At 37.1% G+C, this 20,593-nt stretch carries 20 protein-coding genes and 1 tRNA gene; 11 read left to right on the forward strand and 10 right to left on the reverse strand.

Going from position 1 to position 20,593, the window contains the following annotated elements:
- Positions 1-367: 367 nt before the first annotated feature.
- Positions 368-442 (reverse strand) — tRNA-Pro (locus NOX80_RS08225).
- A gap of 169 nt (positions 443-611) precedes the next feature.
- Between NOX80_RS08225 and trxB the strand changes: the two genes are divergently transcribed.
- Entirely contained in the window at positions 612-1,559 is a 948-nt protein-coding gene (gene trxB, locus NOX80_RS08230) for a thioredoxin-disulfide reductase (RefSeq protein WP_256552808.1), read from the forward strand.
- 61 nt (positions 1,560-1,620) lie between these two features.
- Here the strand turns inward: trxB and NOX80_RS08235 are convergent, their stop codons facing one another.
- From NOX80_RS08235 to NOX80_RS08260, 6 genes are all read right to left on the reverse strand, one after another.
- Complete coding sequence (locus tag NOX80_RS08235; RefSeq protein ID WP_256552809.1) at positions 1,621-2,454, reverse strand: GIN domain-containing protein; 834 nt, start codon at positions 2,452-2,454, stop codon at positions 1,621-1,623.
- Between the two features lie 121 nt (positions 2,455-2,575).
- The gene (locus NOX80_RS08240) at positions 2,576-3,319 is read right to left on the reverse strand and encodes a head GIN domain-containing protein (RefSeq protein ID WP_256552810.1); all 744 of its coding nucleotides are present in this window, start codon (positions 3,317-3,319) and stop codon (positions 2,576-2,578) included.
- Positions 3,320-3,425: 106 nt separating this feature from the next.
- Positions 3,426-5,162: a PspC domain-containing protein gene (locus NOX80_RS08245; RefSeq protein ID WP_256552811.1), complete on the reverse strand. Its 1,737-nt coding sequence runs from the start codon at positions 5,160-5,162 to the stop codon at positions 3,426-3,428.
- 2 nt (positions 5,163-5,164) lie between these two features.
- Positions 5,165-5,497, reverse strand: coding sequence for a PadR family transcriptional regulator (locus NOX80_RS08250; RefSeq protein WP_256552812.1), 333 nt, complete (start codon positions 5,495-5,497; stop codon positions 5,165-5,167).
- Positions 5,498-5,576: 79 nt separating this feature from the next.
- Positions 5,577-6,032, reverse strand: a complete 456-nt coding sequence (locus NOX80_RS08255; RefSeq protein WP_256552813.1) for a DUF4870 domain-containing protein — start codon at positions 6,030-6,032, stop codon at positions 5,577-5,579.
- Positions 6,033-6,456: 424 nt separating this feature from the next.
- Positions 6,457-6,846 (reverse strand): DUF302 domain-containing protein, encoded by a 390-nt coding sequence (locus tag NOX80_RS08260; RefSeq protein ID WP_256552814.1) that lies wholly within the window; start codon positions 6,844-6,846, stop codon positions 6,457-6,459.
- 354 nt (positions 6,847-7,200) lie between these two features.
- Here NOX80_RS08260 and NOX80_RS08265 point away from each other — a divergent pair, with 354 nt between their 5' ends.
- The gene (locus tag NOX80_RS08265) at positions 7,201-7,653 is read left to right on the forward strand and encodes a DUF4442 domain-containing protein (protein WP_256552997.1); all 453 of its coding nucleotides are present in this window, start codon (positions 7,201-7,203) and stop codon (positions 7,651-7,653) included.
- Between the two features lie 132 nt (positions 7,654-7,785).
- Positions 7,786-8,694, forward strand: a complete 909-nt coding sequence (locus NOX80_RS08270) for a TIGR01777 family oxidoreductase (RefSeq protein WP_256552815.1) — start codon at positions 7,786-7,788, stop codon at positions 8,692-8,694.
- Positions 8,695-8,759: 65 nt separating this feature from the next.
- Here the strand turns inward: NOX80_RS08270 and NOX80_RS08275 are convergent, their stop codons facing one another.
- Positions 8,760-9,425 carry a YceI family protein gene (locus tag NOX80_RS08275; RefSeq protein ID WP_256552816.1) on the reverse strand — a complete coding sequence of 222 codons (666 nt, stop codon included), beginning with the start codon at positions 9,423-9,425 and terminating at the stop codon, positions 8,760-8,762.
- A 287-nt stretch (positions 9,426-9,712) separates the two neighbouring features.
- Between NOX80_RS08275 and NOX80_RS08280 the strand changes: the two genes are divergently transcribed.
- From NOX80_RS08280 to NOX80_RS08315, 8 genes are all read left to right on the forward strand, one after another.
- Positions 9,713-10,255, forward strand: a complete 543-nt coding sequence (locus NOX80_RS08280) for a nucleotide exchange factor GrpE (protein ID WP_371926084.1) — start codon at positions 9,713-9,715, stop codon at positions 10,253-10,255.
- Positions 10,256-10,328: 73 nt separating this feature from the next.
- Positions 10,329-11,456, forward strand: coding sequence for a molecular chaperone DnaJ (gene dnaJ, locus NOX80_RS08285; protein ID WP_256552818.1), 1,128 nt, complete (start codon positions 10,329-10,331; stop codon positions 11,454-11,456).
- Positions 11,457-11,624: 168 nt separating this feature from the next.
- Positions 11,625-12,548: an ABC transporter ATP-binding protein gene (locus NOX80_RS08290; protein ID WP_256552819.1), complete on the forward strand. Its 924-nt coding sequence runs from the start codon at positions 11,625-11,627 to the stop codon at positions 12,546-12,548.
- A complete protein-coding gene (locus NOX80_RS08295) occupies positions 12,548-13,852 on the forward strand; it encodes an ABC transporter permease (protein WP_256552820.1) in 1,305 nt (434 codons plus the stop codon). Before NOX80_RS08290 ends, NOX80_RS08295 begins: the two co-directional genes overlap by 1 nt.
- Positions 13,853-13,896: 44 nt before the next feature.
- Positions 13,897-14,688: a mechanosensitive ion channel family protein gene (locus tag NOX80_RS08300; protein WP_256552821.1), complete on the forward strand. Its 792-nt coding sequence runs from the start codon at positions 13,897-13,899 to the stop codon at positions 14,686-14,688.
- Positions 14,689-14,782: 94 nt separating this feature from the next.
- On the forward strand, positions 14,783-15,946 hold the full coding sequence (locus NOX80_RS08305; RefSeq protein ID WP_256552822.1) for a sigma-54-dependent transcriptional regulator: 1,164 nt from the start codon (positions 14,783-14,785) through the stop codon (positions 15,944-15,946).
- A gap of 41 nt (positions 15,947-15,987) precedes the next feature.
- Positions 15,988-16,638 carry a DEAD/DEAH box helicase gene (locus tag NOX80_RS08310; protein WP_256552823.1) on the forward strand — a complete coding sequence of 217 codons (651 nt, stop codon included), beginning with the start codon at positions 15,988-15,990 and terminating at the stop codon, positions 16,636-16,638.
- A gap of 124 nt (positions 16,639-16,762) precedes the next feature.
- On the forward strand, positions 16,763-18,394 hold the full coding sequence (locus tag NOX80_RS08315; RefSeq protein ID WP_256552824.1) for an ABC-F family ATP-binding cassette domain-containing protein: 1,632 nt from the start codon (positions 16,763-16,765) through the stop codon (positions 18,392-18,394).
- Positions 18,395-18,471: 77 nt separating this feature from the next.
- Here the strand turns inward: NOX80_RS08315 and NOX80_RS08320 are convergent, their stop codons facing one another.
- Positions 18,472-19,626, reverse strand: a complete 1,155-nt coding sequence (locus NOX80_RS08320) for an ABC transporter permease (RefSeq protein WP_256552825.1) — start codon at positions 19,624-19,626, stop codon at positions 18,472-18,474.
- A 4-nt stretch (positions 19,627-19,630) separates the two neighbouring features.
- A complete protein-coding gene (locus NOX80_RS08325) occupies positions 19,631-20,584 on the reverse strand; it encodes an HlyD family secretion protein (protein ID WP_256552826.1) in 954 nt (317 codons plus the stop codon).
- Positions 20,585-20,593 lie beyond the last annotated feature (9 nt).

Below are 20,593 nucleotides of genomic sequence, written 5' to 3' on the forward strand. Positions count from 1 at the left end.
TTCTCCTAAAATAGGAGAAAGAATATTCTTTATTACATTACCCTACTAGTTTAGTATACAGTGAAATATGTTTTTTATGAAGAAACCATAAAAAAAACTACTTAAACTTTAAATTTTTTATATATAATTCAAGTAGAATAATTAATTATTTGTAATTCAGTGCTTTGAGTGGATATTCTGGATAAATTGACTGAATAGCAATATGTTAATCTCATATTTGGGACCTAAACTTAAAAAAACAAAATGGGTAACCGAATAGGTCCCTTTTTATCTGATATAACCTGATTATTTTGGAGTTAAATAAATAGAAAAACCCCTTAAATCATACGATTTAAGGGGTTTTGACGGCCTGTATAAGGCTTTTGTGTCGGGGTGGCAGGATTCGAACCTGCGACCTCCTGGTCCCAAACCAGGCGCGATGACCGGGCTACGCTACACCCCGTTTCGGTCTGTTATTGTGGGTGCAAATATAGAACTAAAATTTAATTTGCAAAACGTTTTTGAAAAATAAATCATTTTTATTTTCGGATAGTTAAAACTGATCTCTTTTGTGCGAATCTTTTTTAATTAAAACTTACATTTGCTATCACTAAAAAATTAAAAACAAAATTATGTCAGATACGATTGAAAGAGTAAAATGTTTGATTATCGGGTCGGGGCCTGCTGGTTATACAGCAGCTATTTATGCGGCCAGAGCAAACATGAACCCGGTGCTTTACCAGGGAACACAACCCGGCGGACAATTAACCACAACCAATGAAGTCGAAAACTTTCCGGGTTATCCGGATGGCGTAACCGGACCGGAAATGATGGTACAGTTACAAGATCAGGCAAAACGTTTTGGTACTGATGTTCGCGACGGATGGGCTACTAAAGTCGATTTTTCAGGGCCTATACATAAAGTTTGGATAAACGATACCAAAGAAATACACTGCGATACTGTAATTATCAGTACCGGAGCTTCAGCAAAATATTTAGGATTACCGTCAGAACAAAAATACCTGCAATTAGGAGGTGGTGTTTCTGCTTGTGCGGTTTGTGACGGATTTTTCTACCGTAACCAGGATGTAATTATCGTTGGAGCAGGGGATAGTGCTTGTGAAGAAGCACACTATTTGTCAAAACTATGTCGAAAAGTGACCATGTTGGTTCGAAGCGACAAGTTCCGTGCATCCCGTATTATGGAAGATCGTGTTCGTAAAACCGAAAACATCGAAATTTTGTTGCATACCGAAACAGATGAGGTTATCGGAGACGGACAAGTGGTAACAGCTGTACGCGTGAAAAACAGAGGAACGGGTGAGTTAACCGAAATTCCGGTAACCGGATTTTTCGTAGCAATCGGACACCAACCGAATACCGATATCTTTAAAGATTTTATCACATTGGATGAAACCGGATATATCATTAACGAACCGGGAACTTCTAAAACAAACGTACCGGGTGTTTTTGTTGCCGGAGATGCTGCTGATCATGTTTACCGTCAGGCAATTACAGCTGCGGGAACCGGATGTATGGCGGCTTTGGATGCCGAAAGATATTTAGCTGCTCAGGAATAAACTATCCTGGTATATATAAATAAAAAACGCCCTGATTATCAGGGCGTTTTTTTATGATCGATTATTGTTGCTTTTTATATAAAGTAGCGTTATCTGCAAAATTTTTCATGTCTACTTTCGGAGCTCCTAACAATTGAATTTCCGATTTTCCCGTTGCAAAGATGCTGATCGTTTTAGCTGCATTTACATTACAGCTGGTATAGGCTTCCGCAATCAGTTCCATATCAGTTACAGCAAACTTCTTGGCATTTAGCACAGCATTGTTGTCTAAACGGATTTTTGAAACACCGGAATCCCCCTCAAGGGTCGCCGTACTCTTCTGATATAAGTCAATTTTTGATTCTGCTGCGGCAATCAAGGCTTTTAACTCGGCATTTTTACTCAATTCAAATGCCGCAAATTCTGCTTTTACATTCAATTCCGCTTTACTTTTGTCATTTAGCAGAATGGTAAAAGAAGAGGATTTTACATTTAGGAAAGATTTGGAATAATCAAAATTCTTTACCGTAATATTGTCTAACTGTAAATCCGCCAGTGCATTTAATTTGGTTTCGTTTTTAGCGGAAATCATTTTAAGATCATTGGTATAGGTAACGCGAACACTTAATTTTTTAGCATTCGAAATGTCTTTATCGGTATAAACGCGTAAGGTACTGCCATACATCTCCGCTTTAATGGATTCGTGAAGATTGTCATCGGCTTCAATTTCTAAAGCTTGTTTGTCTCCTTTTACAAGGAATACTTCCAGATTGTCTTCAAATTCCAGACTTTCGAATTTTTCAACATCTTTTTGGGTAACGGTTACAATTTTAGAACCTTTAAGTTTTTCTTTTTTCTGAGCGAAAGAAAGCGTTGCAGTCAATAATAGGGCAAATAATAAAATCGTTTTTTTCATGAACTATCAGGTATTTGAAGCGCAAATTTAGCTAAAAAATTACTGCCCGAGACTATTTTAGCATTTGCTTATCAATTTAAAGACATAAAAAAAGCACCGTCTTTACGATGCTTCTGATTTTTTAATATGGGGATACGCTACCGCCGGAACTTGCTTTTTTACTGATATTACCCGGAGAACCGATATAGGAAACTGAACTTCCGCTCGATGCTTCGGCTGCAAGGCTTTGCGTAGTATTGAGTATGATACTGCTTCCGCTGGAGGCATCGGCTATCGCATCTTTTGTCGCTAATTCTTTGGCATCGATGGAGCTACCACTTGAAGAATCGGTTTCCAGGCGATTGGCTTTTCCGCTGATTCTGATTTCACTACCGCTACTACTTTCACAACTCACGGTTTCTGCACTCACTTTTACGGTGATACTGCTACCGCTGCTGGATGAAAAGGCAATTACATTATTGTGTAAAGTGTTTTTACTGCTTACGCTTACGCCGCTTGAAGCTTCGAATGAATCCAGTTTGGGTAACATTACGTATACTTTTTTAGCTTCGGCATTTCGGATGTTAACATCAGAAGTGATGCGCAATTCACCGTCTACTACTTCCGTTTTGATGTGATTTTGTAAGTTATCGTCTGCTTTTACCGATACTTTTGTTTCAGAAGCTTGTTCCAGAATGACCTCTAAACCGCGTGACGCTGAAATAGAAGTGAAATTGGAGGAAACATTTCGTGTTTTGGTTACAACATTACCGCTTCCGTCTACTCTTTCCAGATTTGATATGTTGAAATTGTTACAGGAACCAAATAGCAGTGCCACCACTGTAGCAATGACTACTTTTGCAAAATGAATAGCTAATTTGATCATAATATTTGTTTTTTGATTGATTGGATGATGTTAAGCAAGTCGGGATTTCCGATGTCACTTTAAAAAGGATAAAGCCGCCTTTTGTCCGGCGACTTTATCGCTCTGTTTATTTTGTGTTGATGATGATCTGATCTTTTTTCAACTGTACACCTTCTACACTTTTGGTCACTTCTTTTTTAGTACTTTCTTTAATCTGAACGCCTTTACTGTTGATGGTAATTGTGGTATTAGTACTGTCGGCAGGATCATTGTCTTCGTCCCATTCTTCGCTCTCTTCGTCCGGACAATTCAAACATTTTAATTCATCTTTCAGTACTTTATAATAATATTGATCCGCATCACCATGTAAATAATAGTTTGAAGTGTTGTTTCTCACATAATCATCTACATTTTCACCCGGATGAAGAATCGTACCTTCCGGTAGGTATACATAAATCCGAACTTCCTGATTGCGGTATTTGTTTGTAATACCGGTTAGTAAATAGTTGTCTAAAATTAATGTATTTCCTTGAATTTCAAAATTATATTTAATTTTTTCAGCTCTTTTACGGGCATCAGATAATGATCGTCCTCCGGCAACTTTTTCAATTTGTACATAAGGAGTGTCCGTTGATCGTAACAAATGAATTTCAATATTGTTGGAATAGATTACTTCATTTTGAGCGGAATCCTGTTCAAATCGGAATTCAGTATCACCATCGGCAGTTTTTGAAAAATAATCATTAAAACGCATTTTGATGTGTAATGTGTCATTCGTAATCTGAGTCAGATTTGCTTTTTCTACAACTTTACCTTCAAAGCCTACTTCAGTTGCCTGACGAATTCCAAAATAACCTAACATGATCAAGGCAATAATCCAGATACCCAGCAAAGTGAATTTAGCTACATTTCCGATGGATCTCAGATTGTTTACCAATATCTTTAATCCTAAAAGGAAGAAGAAAAATAATGGAATTCCTACGCTTAATAAGATTAAGATTCCTAATAACCACATCGGCATATCGGTATAGTTAAAAGCATTCATAAAATCAAAGAAAGGGGAGTTCGGAATGGCTGCGGTAAAGATCATCATAATAGAACTTATTACGATTCCGATTAAACCCATTAGCGAAAACATCACGATTATGGCTCCGATTACTTTTGCGAAAACTTTAAAAATTACCAGGAAAATATCTTCTATCGTTGTAGCAACTTTAGTGGCTCCGCTTTTTGCTTCGTGTGCTATTTTCTGATGATCAAGATTGTTGATTTTGTCGGATATTTCTCCAAATCCTTCGCGAACTTTCTTCTCGATATTCGAAATGGTTATCGGTTCACCGGTCATTTCCAACTTTTCTGCTGTTGTTTTAGCTTCCGGAATCAGAATCCATAAAATGAGATAAGCAACAATACCTGTCCCGAACCCGGCCACAACCAATAAGATTAAAATGATACGTATCCAAAGCGGATCGATACCGATATAGTGACCGAAACCGGCTGCAACACCACCTAACATTCCTTTTTCTTTGTCACGGTATAATTTTTTAGATCCGTTAGAAGGAGGATAGGCTGTATAGGTCGTTTTTTCGTTGTCGGTATCGTCTTCAAGGCGATAGTCTTCCGGCTGACCCATTACGGCTATTACCTGATCAATTTCGGTTAAACTTACCACTTGTTTATCATTTGAAAGCTTTTCGGATAATAGTTCAGCTATCCTGCTTTCAATATCATTCATGATTTCGTCTCTGCCATCAGGAGATAATGAACGCTTGATTGCATCGAAGTATCGGTTTAATTTCTGAAAGGCATCTTCATCAATGTGAAAGAAAAAACCTCCTAAATTTATACTTACTGTTTTGTTCATGGCTATTGGTTTTGGCTAGTTATAATGTTTACTGCATCAGACAATTCTGTCCAGGTATTATTTAATTCTTTTAAAAATTCATGTCCTTCTTCGGTCAGACTATAGTATTTTCTCGGTGGCCCCGATGTCGATTCTTCCCAGCGATAGTTGAGTAAACCGTCATTTTTTAATCGGGTCAATAAGGGATATACGGTGCCTTCCACTACAAGTAGTTTTGCGTTTTTCAAAGTGTCCAGAATTTCGGATGTGTAGGCATCTTTTTCTTTGATTACAGAAAGGATGCAAAATTCCAGAATTCCTTTGCGCATCTGAGCTTTGGTGTTCTCAATGTTCATAGAATGTCTTTTTTGATATTAAACTGTTCATTTTTTGATTGATGATTGATGATGATTGATATAATTGATGATTGATTTTTTATTTTAAAAAGGAAATCGTTAACGGATAATTGTATAGTTCGCCGTTGCTGCTTTTAACAGCTGCATAAATGACAAGGAAAAACTCAATTACTTTTAGAAAACAGAACAACAATCCGGCTATTAGGGCTACAATTACAATTCCGGATAAATTGGCTGTTGACATATCGCGAATTAAAAAGTCGCCTTGGTCAAAACTTGTAAAAGAAATGTTTTTAAATATTGTATAAAGTAAAACCGGTACTGCTATTAATAATAATATTAAAGAATACAGTAACATACTTAATTGAAAATTTAAAGTTTGCTTTCCGTTAAAGTCTACGAATTCGGATTTATTTCTTTTAAAAGCCCAAATCAAAATTGGAAAGAAATAATTTCCAAATGGAATAAAATACTGACTAAATGTACTTAAGTGCATTATCGTCGCAGTGTTCTTTTCGTTGGTCGTTGTTGTCATGATACTATTGTTTTTTGATTGATGATTGATTCTCGTTTTTATAATACTATTGATTAGCTATTATTTTCTTATACAAATATATGGCTAAAGAATGGTATCTTGTATTGCATAGTACATTAATTTAACTTTTTTTTAACAATTGAGAAAAAGGGTAATCTTGCTGTTTAATTATGTAATGCCTTTAAAACAGAGGGTTTACGTTGAAAATGATAAAATGAAGTATTTGTGAGACGAAAAATAAAATAGTCAGAAGATGCTCTTTATTTTTCTTAGAAGATTAAATAATTGCACTACCGGCACTTGAAAATCATAGGATATTCAACAGAATAGCGGGAGCAGATAATCAAAAAGGAGTGTTAATTAAGCGAAGGGTTTTATTATAAATAAAGGAAAGATTGGAAAAGTTACATTTTAGACATCGCTCTTATTGGCAAACGCTCTCTATTATATGATGCATCTTTGTGTCGATCATAGTTAACTGATCAGCAGATTTCTGAATACTATAGGTGTTTTTTAGCGGATGTAAATTTTTGTAATACACCCAAACCTGTTTTTTGTCGTCTTCAACCAAAAGTATTTTTAACGGAAGTTCAATCGCTATAAGCGGATCTTCGAGCATTAAGGGTGTGCCGGCTTTGGCATTCCCAAGAATAAAAACTTTGGAAGGATTCATTTTGATTCCGATATCTGAAGCATTTTTTGAGTGATCTGTTGCTGAAAAGATGTGTATGTGTTGTAGTTCCAATTCTTTTTTCAGATGCTGTTCGGTGGTATAAAAATCGGAATTACTTTTCTTTTGGTATAAGGAATCCATAGTAGTTGTATTTTGAGTGAATAAACATTTTATAGTCATTAAAAGTGTAAAAGCGGGATAAATGAAAAGCGTTCTCATTATAAGAATAGTGTTTTTAATTGGTATTGTCTGCTATACTATATATAAGTATTCTTCTTCTGATGGAGCCTGTAAAAAGAGTATACTTCTTTGATTAAAATCATATTAGGTAAATTTAGAGGTAAAAAGTGAGAGTGAAATAGACAAAAGAACATTTGAAATGGACTATTCGGAATTACCAACGATATCTTCTGAATAGAATGGATTATATTGTACTATTAAATTTTGTTATGAATGCATAGTATTTTTTGTATTTTTATAGAAAATAAAGGCTTTATGGAATTTACACCTTCAAAATTAAATACCTTTTTATTCTTTAAGTTGCCGTCTGCTTTTTGGACTGGTGTCAGAGTACGAAAGATATCGGAGACTTCTTGTGAAGTAACTGTAAAACACCGCTGGATCAATCAAAATCCATTTAATTCGATGTATTTTGCCGTTCAGGCTATGGCGGCCGAATTAACTACCGGAGCTCTTGTGATGTATCAGATTCAGCGTAGCGGTAAGAAGATCTCGATGCTTGTGGCTAATAATAAAGGTAACTTTTCAAAAAAGGCACGAGGCAGGATTACTTTTCTTTGTCAGGATGGCCATTTGATTGAAGAAGCAATTAAAAAGACAATTGCAACCGGAGAAGGTCAGACATTTTGGATGAAATCGGTTGGACGAGATGAAAAAGGCGATCCGGTATCGGAAATGGAATTTGAATGGAGTGTAAGAATTAAGTAGCATTTTTATACGTTAAACCTAACTTAAATAACTTTTATAGTCCCCTTATTGTGGTTAAATTTGTAATAAAATGCTGAAAATGAAAAGGCTGTGGCCTGATTCTATAGTGTTTTAAAAAAGAAAGGGGAGTCTATGAAAGTATTAATTACGGGAGCTACAGGCTTAGTGGGAAAAGAGGTGGTTGCTCTACTGTTGCAGAACGGTATTGCGATTCATTATCTGACTACTTCCCGGAAAAAAATAGAAAAGGAGTCCTATTACCATGGTTTTTTCTGGAATCCGGAACAAGGTATTATTGATGAAAATTGCCTTTTGGGTGTTGATGTAATCGTGCACCTGGCCGGAGCTTCTATCTCAAAACGTTGGACTTCAGCTTATAAATCCGAAATTATCGAAAGTCGGATTTTGTCGACCAATCTGCTGTATAAAGTGCTGAAAGAAAATCCGAATCAGGTACGACAGATTATCAGTGCGTCTGCCATTGGAATTTATCCGGATAGTCTAACTGAATTATATAGTGAAGAAGCAAAAGACGTAAGCGATACGTTTTTAGCAAATGTAGTTGTGAAATGGGAAGATGCTGTTGATCAGTTTCGGCGTTTGAATATTGGAACCTGTAAACTTCGCTTTGGATTAGTGCTGTCGAATCAGGGTGGTGTTTTAATGGAAATGCTAAAACCGATCAAAGCGGGAATCGGATCCGGATTTGGAAGCGGAAAACAATGGCAGTCCTGGATTCATATTCATGATCTGGCGGATATGATTTATTATGCAATGGAAAATAACTGGATCGGTATTTATAACGCGGTTGCTCCGAATCCGGTAACCAGTCAGGAAATGATTAAAGCGATTGCTGATGCTGTAAATAAGGATATAATACTGCCGAATGCACCGCGCTTTATGATGAAACTGATTTTAGGAGATATGCACATTCTCTTGTATGAAAGTCAGAAAGTAAGTGCACAAAAGGTACTGGATAATGGTTTTCAGTTTAAATATAAGTTTCTGGATAAAGCATTGGATAGCTTGCTGCGACCTTAGCCAATAAAAAAAGTGCTGAAAATTTCAGCACTTCGTTGAATTATAATCGTAAGATGAGGTAATAATTATTTTGTTGCTTTTACGCTAACTTTTAATTCGATATCGTCATTGATAAATTTGTCTCCTAAATTGTCAAATACAGATTTAGAACCGTAATTTACATTCCATAATGTTCGGTTAATTGTAAAAGGCTCACTTTCGATGCTGATTCCGTTTGCGTCAACAGTAATCGTTGCCGGGAATTTAACACTTTTCGTGATTTCTTTCATTGTAAGGTTACCTTCAACCATCTTTTTACCGGCTTCATCGGTAACTTTAGTGATTTCAAATACAGCTTCAGGATATTTTTTAGTGTTGAAGAAATGATCTACATCACTTTCTTTTCCAAGACCTTTTAAATGGCCTTCCAATGATGTCTTTTCTTCCCCTTTTAAGTCGGTTACAACAATCGAAGTCATATCAATAAAAACCTTTCCGGTTTCAATAACTCCGTCTTTGGCATACAGTTCCCCGTTTTTAACAGCAATAGTTCCGGTATGTTTTCCGGTTGGTTTGCTGCCGATCCAGTCAATAAGAGATGCTTTTGCATCCACATTAAACTTCTCTGCTTCGTTTGAAGTCACAGGAGCTTCTACAGTTTCTTTGATCTCGGCTTCATTTGTCTTGTCTTTTTTACACGAAGCCAATGATAAAGTCGCTAAAACGAATAAACTTAAAATGCCTTTTTTCATAAAAATAAATTTTTAGTTTTTACAAATCTATCGAAATGAAATGAAAAACTTCTTAAAATTATATTAAAATTAGTTTATGAATCGCATTAAAAAGCCGTTTTTCTTGTGTTTTTTATGGTTTGTAAATGATCAGTCGACAGTGATAAAACCTTGTCTTTTTAGCAGTTAAAAGGGGTTTTGAAAAAATAGTTAGGTGACAAATTGACATTTTTAAATATTTGGCAATACTTTTGCAATCCAAATTAGCGATCCAAATTGAGATAATGTTCAAGAAAATATTTAAAAATATGAGCCAGGAAAATACTGAAAACATAGAAAAAGAAACGTTACAAGGAGAAAATAGTACGGAAAATCAGGGGATTCCACAACCGGAACTGACAGTTGAAGAGCAGTTACAGGAGGAGCTTGCAAAAGAAAAAGATAAATTCCTGAGATTGTTTGCAGAGTTTGAAAACTATAAAAAGCGTACCGCTAAGGAACGTCTGGATTTATTTAAAACAGCAAACCAGGAAGTATTACAGGCAATGTTGCCGATTGTGGATGATTTTGACAGAGCTTTGCCTGAAATTGCAAAGAATCTGGGCGATGAAAATCTGACTAAAGGAGTAACGCTGATTTATGATAAGTTGAAATCAACTTTGGTGTCGAAAGGTCTGGAGGAAGTAGCAATACAAACCGGTGACGCTTTTGATGCAGATTTTGCTGAAGCCATTACTTTAATCCCGGCTCCGTCAGAAGAGCTAAAAGGGAAAATTGTAGATGTAATTGAAAAAGGGTACAAACTCGGAGATAAAATTATCCGTTTCCCTAAAGTAGTGGTTGGACAATAAAGCTTTAAAAAAATAGAAACTCCGGAGCCCTTTCTAAGAGCATCCGGAGTATTTCAATTCGAACAATAGGTTTATGAAAAAAGATTTTTACGAAATATTAGGAGTGGATAAAAGTGCTACGCCGGAGCAAATTAAAAAAGCATACCGCAAAAAAGCAATTGAATTTCACCCTGATAAAAACCCGGGCGATAAAGAAGCCGAAGAAAAATTCAAATTGGCAGCTGAAGCTTATGAAGTATTAAGTGATGCTGACAAAAAAGCACGTTATGACCAATACGGTCATGCCGCATTCGATGGTGCCGGCGGATTTGGCGGTGGCGGACATATGAATATGGATGACATCTTCAGTCAGTTCGGAGATATTTTCGGAAGTGCTTTCGGTGGCGGATTCGGTGGATTTAGTGGTGGATTCGGTGGCGGTGGCCAACGTCGTATGAAAGGTAGTAACCTGAGAATCAAAGTGAAATTAACACTGGAAGAGATTGCGAACGGAGTTGAAAAGAAAGTTAAAGTAAAACGTAAAGTTCAGGCTCAGGGCGTAACCTATAAAACCTGTCCGACTTGTAACGGTTCGGGTCAGGTGATGAAAGTGACCAATACAATTCTGGGAAGAATGCAAACGTCTTCTCCGTGTCATACCTGTAGCGGAACCGGTCAGATAATCGATAGTAAACCGAACAATGCCGATGCACAGGGAATGATCATGGAAGATGAAACCGTATCGATCAAAATACCGGCCGGTGTTGTAGACGGTATGCAGCTTAAAGTTGCCGGTAAAGGTAACGATGCACCGGGTGCAAACAGTGTTCCGGGTGACCTGATTGTAGCAATTGAAGAAGTTGAACACGAAAAACTGAAGCGTGAAGGAGAAAACCTGCATTATGACTTATATATTAGTGTAGCCGAAGCCGCTTTAGGAACATCAAAAGATATTGATACCGTAAACGGAAAAGTAAGAATCAAACTGGAAGAAGGAATCCAGTCCGGAAAAATTCTGAGATTAAAAGGGAAAGGAATTCCAAGCCTTAATAATTACGGAAGCGGAGATTTGTTAGTTCACGTTAATGTGTGGACGCCGAAAACACTGAATAAAGAACAAAAGCAGTTTTTTGAGAAAATGCTGACTGATGAAAACTTTACACCGAAACCGGAAAAGTCCGATAAATCATTTTTTGAAAAAGTTAAAGACATGTTTTCATAATGATTATAAAAGTTATACTTTTGAAATTCACTAGCTAAGGCTGGTGAATTTCTTTTTCATAGCAATTTTTCCCATCCTTGCGAAAATCAGGGGTGGGTTTTTTTATAAGAATCAATCCTGAATATAGTAACTAATTTTTTATTTTTACATAAATCTATAGTAAATCAAATGAGTTCAATCTTAGAGGTTAAAAACGTTGTAAAGCAATATGGTGACTATACGGCTTTAAACAGCGTTTCTTTAAAAGTTCCCAAAGGAAGTATATACGGACTGCTAGGTCCGAACGGAGCAGGAAAAACATCACTGATCCGAATTATCAACCAGATTACCATGCCCGATAGTGGAGAGGTAATTCTTGACGGTGAAAAACTGGCACCGCACCATGTACAACATATCGGTTATATGCCGGAAGAAAGAGGGTTGTACAAAACCATGAAAGTAGGAGAGCAGGCGTTATATCTGGCACAGCTAAAAGGACTTTCAAAAGAGGAAGCCAAAAAACAATTGCAGTTCTGGTTCGATAAACTCGAAATTCAAGGCTGGTGGAATAAAAGAATTCAGGAACTTTCTAAAGGAATGGCTCAGAAAATTCAATTTGTGGTAACGGTATTGCACCAACCGAAATTGTTGATTTTTGACGAACCTTTTTCCGGTTTTGACCCGGTTAATGCCAATATTATAAAAGATGAGATTCTGGAATTGAAGAAAAAAGGATCCACCATTATTTTTTCAACACACCGAATGGAAAGTGTGGAAGAAATGTGTGACGATATCGCGCTTATCCATAAATCCAACAAACTGATCGAAGGAAAGCTGATCGATGTAAAGAAAGAACACCGTTCCAATGCTTTTGAGGTCGGAATACTTTCGGATAATGTAGAACGTCTGATGTATGAACTGACACAGAAATTTACGTTGCAGCAAACCAATTTTAAATCACTGAATGATGAGTTAAAACTGGAAGTGCAATTGGGAAGTGAAACACCTAATGCCTTGTTGCATCTGTTAACTCAAAACGGACAGGTTACCCATTTCGTTGAGAAAATTCCAAGTGTGAACGATATTTTTATTCAAACAGTAAGCCGTAAATAATGAGCGTTTTATCCTTAATTATAAAAAGAGAATTTATCGCCAAAGTGCGAAACAAATCTTTTATCGTAATGACATTTCTTAGTCCGTTGTTGATCGTGGGAATGTCATTTCTAATTGGCTACCTGGCCAGTATGAACGATAAAGAAGTTAAAAAAGTGGCTATTCACGATGAAGCCGGTATTTTTAAAAACGATTTTAAAAATACAGAAAAAACGGTTTATATCGACCTGTCGGCAATGCCGTTACAAGTCGCTAAAGATACGGCCAGTAAAAATTATGAAGGAATGATTTACATTCCCAAAGTAACCGATACCAAAGAATTACTGAAGAAAGTAGAATACATTTCGGATGATAGTCCGAGTATCGATTTTATCATGAGTATGGAAGAAGTAATCGATCATCAGTTAACACAAAACAATCTGAAAGAACTGGGATTTGATTATGATAAGATTGAAAAAGCAAAGACGAATGCGGATATTCATCTTACAAAATTTTCTGGGGAAGACAGTATAAAAGGACTAAACGAGATCAAAATTGTCATTGGATCGGCCTTTGGATACCTTATCATGATGTTTATCATTATTTATGGTAACTTTGTGATGCGCAGTGTAATTGAAGAAAAAACAAACCGTATTATTGAAATTATCATTTCATCGGTAAAACCTTTTCAATTGATGCTTGGAAAAATTATCGGAAACTCATTGGCCGGAATTTTACAGTTTGCTATCTGGGCTATTGTAGGGGTTATTTTGTTGGTTGGAGTGGCGTCCTTTTTCGGAGTTCAAACCGGTGCTCAGGCATCAATTGATCCGGAAATGTTAAATGCAGCCCAACAGGAAATGGGCGGAAGCGTTCAAATGTATATCAGCGAGATATTCAAGCTTCCGTTGGGAACTTTGGTAACCTGCTTTATTGTCTATTTTATCGGCGGATACTTTTTGTATAGTTCGTTATATGCGGCTATCGGAGCGGCTGTAGACAGTGAAACGGATTCGCAGCAATTCCTGTTACCGATTATTATGCCGATGATGCTAGGTGTTTATGTTGGATTCTTTACAGTGATGAATGATCCGCACGGAACGGTTGCAACCGTATTCTCAATTATACCGCTAACATCACCTATCGTAATGCTGATGCGTATTCCGTTCGGAGTGCCGTGGTGGCAGTTGGCTATCTCAATAGCACTGTTATTCGGAACATTTTTATTGGTAGTATGGTTTGCTTCCAAAATTTATAGAGTCGGTATCCTGATGTATGGTAAAAAACCGACCTGGAAAGAATTATATAAATGGCTTAAATATTAGATAATACAATGCTGGAACATATAAAGAATATATTAGGATTTCGGTTGATAGATACTAAAAGTATTGACTTTTCGGTTTTCGATTTACTGGTTCTGACTTTTGCTTTTATGTTTACCGGTATCGTCCTGAGAATAATTTTCAGGATTATCATAAAAAAAATACCGGAACAGGATAAAAATAAGTTTGTAGGGGTATTTCAATTCTTTAAATATGTCGTTTACATTTTTGTAGTAATGTTTACATTACATGCTTCAGGAGTTAATATGAATGTATTCCTGACAGCATCAGCGGCTCTTTTTGTCGGAATTGGATTGGCGCTACAAACTTTTTTTCAGGATATTATTTCCGGAATTCTGATGATATTGGATCAGTCGTTACACGTGGGTGATATTATAGAAGTAGACGGTAAAGTAGGTAAAGTAACGGAAATCCGATTGCGAACCACAAGAGCTGTAACCCGAAATGACAGGGTTATGATTATACCGAACCACGTGTTTATGAGTGAGACACTATTTAACTGGACGCAAAATAACAGTACGAACCGGGAGCATGTAACCGTAGGTGTGGCGTATGGAAGCGATGTACAGTTAGTTCGAAAACTATTGGAAGAATGTGTACAGTCAACAGATGGTGTCGTAGTAGAAGAAGGAATTGTAGTGCTGTTTGAAGATTTTGCCGATTCTTCCCTTAATTTTGCCGTTAGTTTTTCGGTTAATGACGGTATGCGAAGCCCGCGAATTCAAAGTGAAATCCGATTTAAAATTGAAGAAGCATTCCGCATCAATAATATCAGTATACCATTCCCGCAACGGGAAATTACAATCCTGAACCGTTAAAATATTTTTTACAACGGAGTTTAGCATAAACTTCACAAACTTTGTTTTGCTTTTTGTTATTTTAGCAAACAGATAACTTTCAAATACGGTCTATATGCCCAAAATACTAATCATAGAAGATGAAGCAGCAATCAGAAGAGTGTTGTCAAAAATACTTTCTGAAGAAAATGATACCTATAAAGTAGAAGAAGCTGAAGATGGATTACAAGGATTGGAAAAAATCAAAAATGAAGATTATGATCTGGTTCTGTGTGATATCAAAATGCCGAAAATGGACGGGGAAGAAGTACTCGAAGCCGTAAAAAAAATAAAACCGGAAATCCCGATGGTGATGATCTCCGGACATGGCGATTTAGAAACAGCTGTAAATACTATGCGTCTTGGAGCCTTCGATTATATTTCAAAACCGCCGGATTTAAATCGGTTACTGAATACCGTTCGAAATGCATTAGACCGAAAACAATTGGTTGTCGAAAATAAAATACTGAAAAAGAAAGTCAGTAAAAATTATGAAATGATCGGTGAAAGCGGAGCGATTAACCAGATCAAAGAAATGATCGATAAAGTTGCACCGACGGAAGCCAGAGTATTAATTACCGGACCAAACGGAACCGGAAAAGAATTAGTAGCGCATCAGTTACATGAAAAAAGTGAACGTTCGGCTGCACCGTTAATTGAAGTAAACTGTGCTGCTATTCCATCAGAATTAATCGAAAGCGAATTATTCGGACACGTAAAAGGTGCTTTTACATCGGCAGTTAAAGACCGTGCCGGAAAATTTGAAGCAGCTGATAAAGGAACTATTTTCCTGGATGAGATCGGAGATATGAGTTTGTCGGCTCAAGCCAAAGTATTACGGGCTTTACAGGAAAATATGATCACAAGAGTAGGTGCTGATAAAGATATTAAAGTTGATGTCCGTGTCGTAGCCGCGACCAATAAAGACCTGAAAAAAGAAATTGAAGAAGGGCGTTTCCGTGAAGATTTATACCATCGTCTGGCTGTAATCCTGATTAAGGTACCGGCGCTGAACGATCGTCGGGAAGATATTCCGTTACTGATAACGCATTTTGCAGAAAAAATAGCAACGGAGCAAGGGAGTACCTGTAAAAAGTTTTCAGCACAAGCCGTTAAATTACTACAGGAATACGATTGGACCGGAAATATCCGGGAACTTCGAAATGTGATCGAAAGATTGATCATTTTAGGAGGAACGGAGATTTCAGAAAGTGATGTAAAAATGTTTGCAAGTAAATAATTTAAAAGAAAGGGGAATCCTTCTTTTTTTGTAATAGTAGTATGAAATTAAAAAAGATAGACGAAAAACTAGCGCTGGCATTAGAAGAAAACGGAATTACCGAGCCGAATGAAATCCAGAAAGACTGTTTCGGAACGTTAAAAAGCGGCGCAGATGCTGTTGTAATTATGGCTGATAGCGGAGGAAAATCCACTACAATTGTTTATACCGTAATCCAAAAACTCGAAAAAGCAGAAGGGGAATCCACACGGGCTGTGGTCATTGTAAAAGATAAAGAAGAAGTGTTGGAAATGGTTGAATTGTTTAAGAAATTCGGACATTATCACAACCTGCGTGTTTTCGGAGTTCATGATAAAGGCGATATCGATTACGATAAAAATCAGATTTCGTTGGGGATGGACATTCTGGTAGGAACACCTAATAAGATTAATGCGATGTTCTCATCAGCCGGATTCAATATGAATACAGTAAAATTGTTTATTGTAGATGATGCAGATGAATTGTTCCGGGCACGAATGGATGCGATAGTATTGCGATTGTCAACCAGTATCGAAAAAACACAACGCGTTTTCTTTGCTCATGCGCTGACGGAACGTGTTGAAGCTATGGCCGATAAAATTATGATTGAGCCTGTATTGTTCGGATTGGAAGAATACGACGAAGAAGCAGAAGATGAAAATTTATATATCTGATAAAGTTATAAAGCCGGTTGATTCCGGCTTTTTTATTTCCGAAAACTTAGCGGTAAAATCCAGTGTAACTGACTAATAAAAACTATCTTTGCGCCTTAAAATTAAAAAGGCATACAACCATACCATGATTACAGTTAACGATATTTCAGTGCAGTTTGGAGGTACAACATTGTTTAGTGATGTAACTTTCGCCATCAATGAAAATGATAAAATCGCTTTAATGGGGAAAAACGGAGCGGGAAAATCAACCTTGCTAAAAATTATTGCAGGGGAGAACAAACCGTCAACCGGTGCTATTTCAGCGCCTAAAGAAGCCGTTATTGCCTATTTGCCACAGCATTTACTAACAAAGGATGACGCTACGGTTTTTGAAGAAACATCGAAAGCTTTTGCTGAAATTTTTGCAATGAAATCGGAAATTGATGATCTGAATGAACAACTAACGGTTCGTACTGATTATGAAAGTGACGATTATATGAAGTTGATCGAAAGGGTTTCGGAATTAAGCGAAAAATTTTATTCGATCGAAGAAGTTAATTACGAAGCTGAAGTAGAAAAGGTATTAAAAGGATTGGGATTTGTACGTGAAGATTTTAACCGTCCGACATCTGAATTTAGCGGTGGATGGCGTATGCGTATCGAATTGGCTAAAATATTATTACAGAAACCGGACCTGATCTTACTGGATGAGCCAACAAACCACATGGATATTGAAAGTATTCAATGGTTGGAAGATTTCCTGATCAATTCTGCTAAAGCCGTTATGGTAATTTCCCACGACCGTGCTTTTGTTGACAATATTACGAATCGTACTATTGAAGTAACAATGGGCCGTATTTATGATTACAAAGCAAAATACTCTGATTATCTGGAGTTGCGTAAGGACAGAAGAGTACACCAACAGAAAGCATACGATGAGCAACAAAAGATGATTGCTGAAACGCAGGAGTTTATCGATCGTTTTAAAGGTACTTATTCTAAAACCCTACAAGTTCAGTCGCGTGTGAAAATGCTTGAAAAGTTGGAACTGGTTGAGGTGGATGAAGTGGATACATCGGCACTACGCCTGAAATTTCCGCCGTCACCGCGTTCAGGACAATATCCGGTTGTTGTAGAAGAGTTAACCAAGACATACGGAGATCATGTGGTATTTAAAAATGCCGGTATGGTAATCGAAAGAGGTGAAAAAGTAGCTTTTGTAGGAAAGAACGGAGAAGGAAAATCGACAATGATCAAGGCGATCATGAAAGAAATCGACTTTGAAGGGAAACTGGAAGTAGGGCATAATGTGAAAGTGGGCTATTTTGCACAAAATCAGGCGTCACTTTTAGATGAAAATCTAACGGTGTTCGAAACAATCGATCATATTGCTGTGGGCGATATCCGTACAAAAATTAAAGATTTATTAGGCGCTTTTATGTTTAGCGGTGATAATACAACTAAAAAAGTAAAGGTATTATCCGGTGGTGAAAAAACCCGTTTAGCAATGATCAAATTATTATTGGAACCGGTTAACGTGTTGATTCTGGATGAGCCGACAAATCACCTGGATATGAAAACCAAAGATATTATTAAGGATGCATTAAAAGATTTTGACGGTACTTTAATTTTGGTATCGCACGATCGTGACTTCCTTGACGGTTTGGCGACAAAAGTATTTGAGTTCGGAAACAAAAGAGTTCGCGAGCATTTCGAAGATATTAAAGGATTCCTGGAATTTAAGAAAATGGAAAACCTTCGGGAAATCGAAAAATAAAAAAAAGAGCGGTAATAATCATTACCGCTTTTTTTATACCTGACAGGTTTCACAAACCTGTCAGGTATAAAAACCTATCAGGTTTTTAAAACAGCTTTTCGTTTATAGTATAAGGCTACATAGGAAGCGATACCGCAAATTACCGTTATGATAAGCATATTGCGAACCGCGCTTATGGTTTGAGATAATTCCCCGTTTTCAATGATCAGAATCCGGAAAGCTTTTAGGAAATGGGTCAACGGAATTACATCTGCGACACACTGAACCCAAAACGGCATCTGACTTAACGGCCACGTAAAACCACTCAAAATAAAACTCGGTGTAGCGATTACCATTAAAACTTCAGTGGCTTTAAGTTGATTCGGAATCAAAATACTGACCAGAATTCCTATAAAACATACGGCGATCACAAAAACACCGGCAACCAAAGTTAGAGCCCACAGATTATCAAAAAACGGAATTCGGAACCATAGCGTAAATAACCAGTATAAAATCCAAAGTCCGAAACTCATAATCAGATAGGGAATAATTTTTACGGAAATCAGTTTTAGCAATGAAGGACATTTTTGAACCAATTCTTTAAAAGTTCCGTTTTCGTATTCAGAAGCAAACGATAGCGCCAGTCCCAATAATAAAACCTGCTGTAAAACCGTTGCCAGAACACCGGGCCATAAAAAATACATATAATTGGTGCTTCGGTTGTACTTTTTGATAAAAGTCGTACGAAAAGGCTCGTATTGGGTCATAACCAGATTTTCAGGAGTTCCCTGTTTTCGTAAGGTTTCAATTTGTACACCGGCTTTTAAAGTGCCCAGACAAACCTGTAAAGCGGTAGAGGCATAGTTCGCCGTTAAAACATTGGACGTATTCACAATCGTGACTATTTCGGGATATTTTTTAGTCAGAACCATCTTTTCAAACCCTTTTGGAATCAATACAATGCAAGTGGCTTCTTTATCAATAGCGATTTGCGATAAATTGTTTTGATCATATAAGGTTGCGGCTATATTCAGAACTTCATTATCCTGAAACATCTGAATGGCTTTGGCACTCATCTCGCTTCGGTCTTCATCCACAACAACAATCGGTAAATCGGTTACTTTTCCTTTACCGTATACATAACCTAACAAGATGCCATAAAGTAATGGCGCTCCTATAAACAGTAAACGTAGCACTTTGTTTTGCCAGAAGAAGCGAAATTCTCTTTTTAATAATGATCCGAAATTTTCCATAGGCTTATAAAGATAAAGTGACTGTCGTTTTGGTAATCAGCTCTTTGGCCGCATTATTGTCGGTTGGCGTAATTTTTATTTCAAAAAGACTTTCCTGCATTTCATAATCCGGATAGGCGGTAGCAATATTACCATAAGCACCCAATTGTTTGATGGTGGTTACTTTGCCTTTAAAATCCTGTTTTTTATACGGAACATAAACAGAAATTTCCTGGCCTTTTTTAATTTTATCAAGCTGACTTTCGGGTAGTGTAAAACGGAAATATAACGAATTGTCAAGATAACCGTTAAACAGCGTATAGCCCGGTAATGCCAGTTCGCCTACATTTAACGTAATCGTTTCAATACTCATGTTTTGCGGGGCGATTACATAACGTTCTTTATCGGCAGTTTCCACCTCTTTTAAAGCACCCAAAGCCCGATCTTGCTGACCTAAAGCCATGGTTTGTTGTTCTATACGAGCGCCTTTTCGGGCATCGTCTAGTTCGGCTTGAACAGCAATATATTGGGATTGTGCACCTTGATATTTTGCAAAAGCTTCGTCATAAGTTTGTTGCGATACCAAAGAATCTTTTAGCATATTACTCAGTCTGCGTATGGATTTCTGAGCAAAGTCATATTGTTCTTTCAATGCTTTTTGTTTGGCCTCCAATTGTTTGATCTGGTTATCCGTTGCGCCTTTTACGGCCATGTTGTATTGGGCTTTTGCTGAAATCACAGCACCTTCTGCCTGACTTTTTTTAGCATCAACTTCCGGAATGTCCAATATAGCAAGTGTATCTCCTTTTTGTACCAGATCACCTTCTTTTACAAAAATCGTTAGGATTTTACCCGGAACTTTGCTCACAACGGCAATCTGCTCTTTTTCGACTTTTCCCTGTATTTTTTTGTCGTTTTCAGGTTTGTTACATCCGATAAAGACAAATACTGTGACTATTAGCGTAAGAATTGGTTTCATAATACTGGT

The organism is Flavobacterium cerinum (genome assembly GCF_024496085.1).
Classification (GTDB): Bacteria; Bacteroidota; Bacteroidia; order Flavobacteriales; family Flavobacteriaceae; genus Flavobacterium; species Flavobacterium cerinum_A.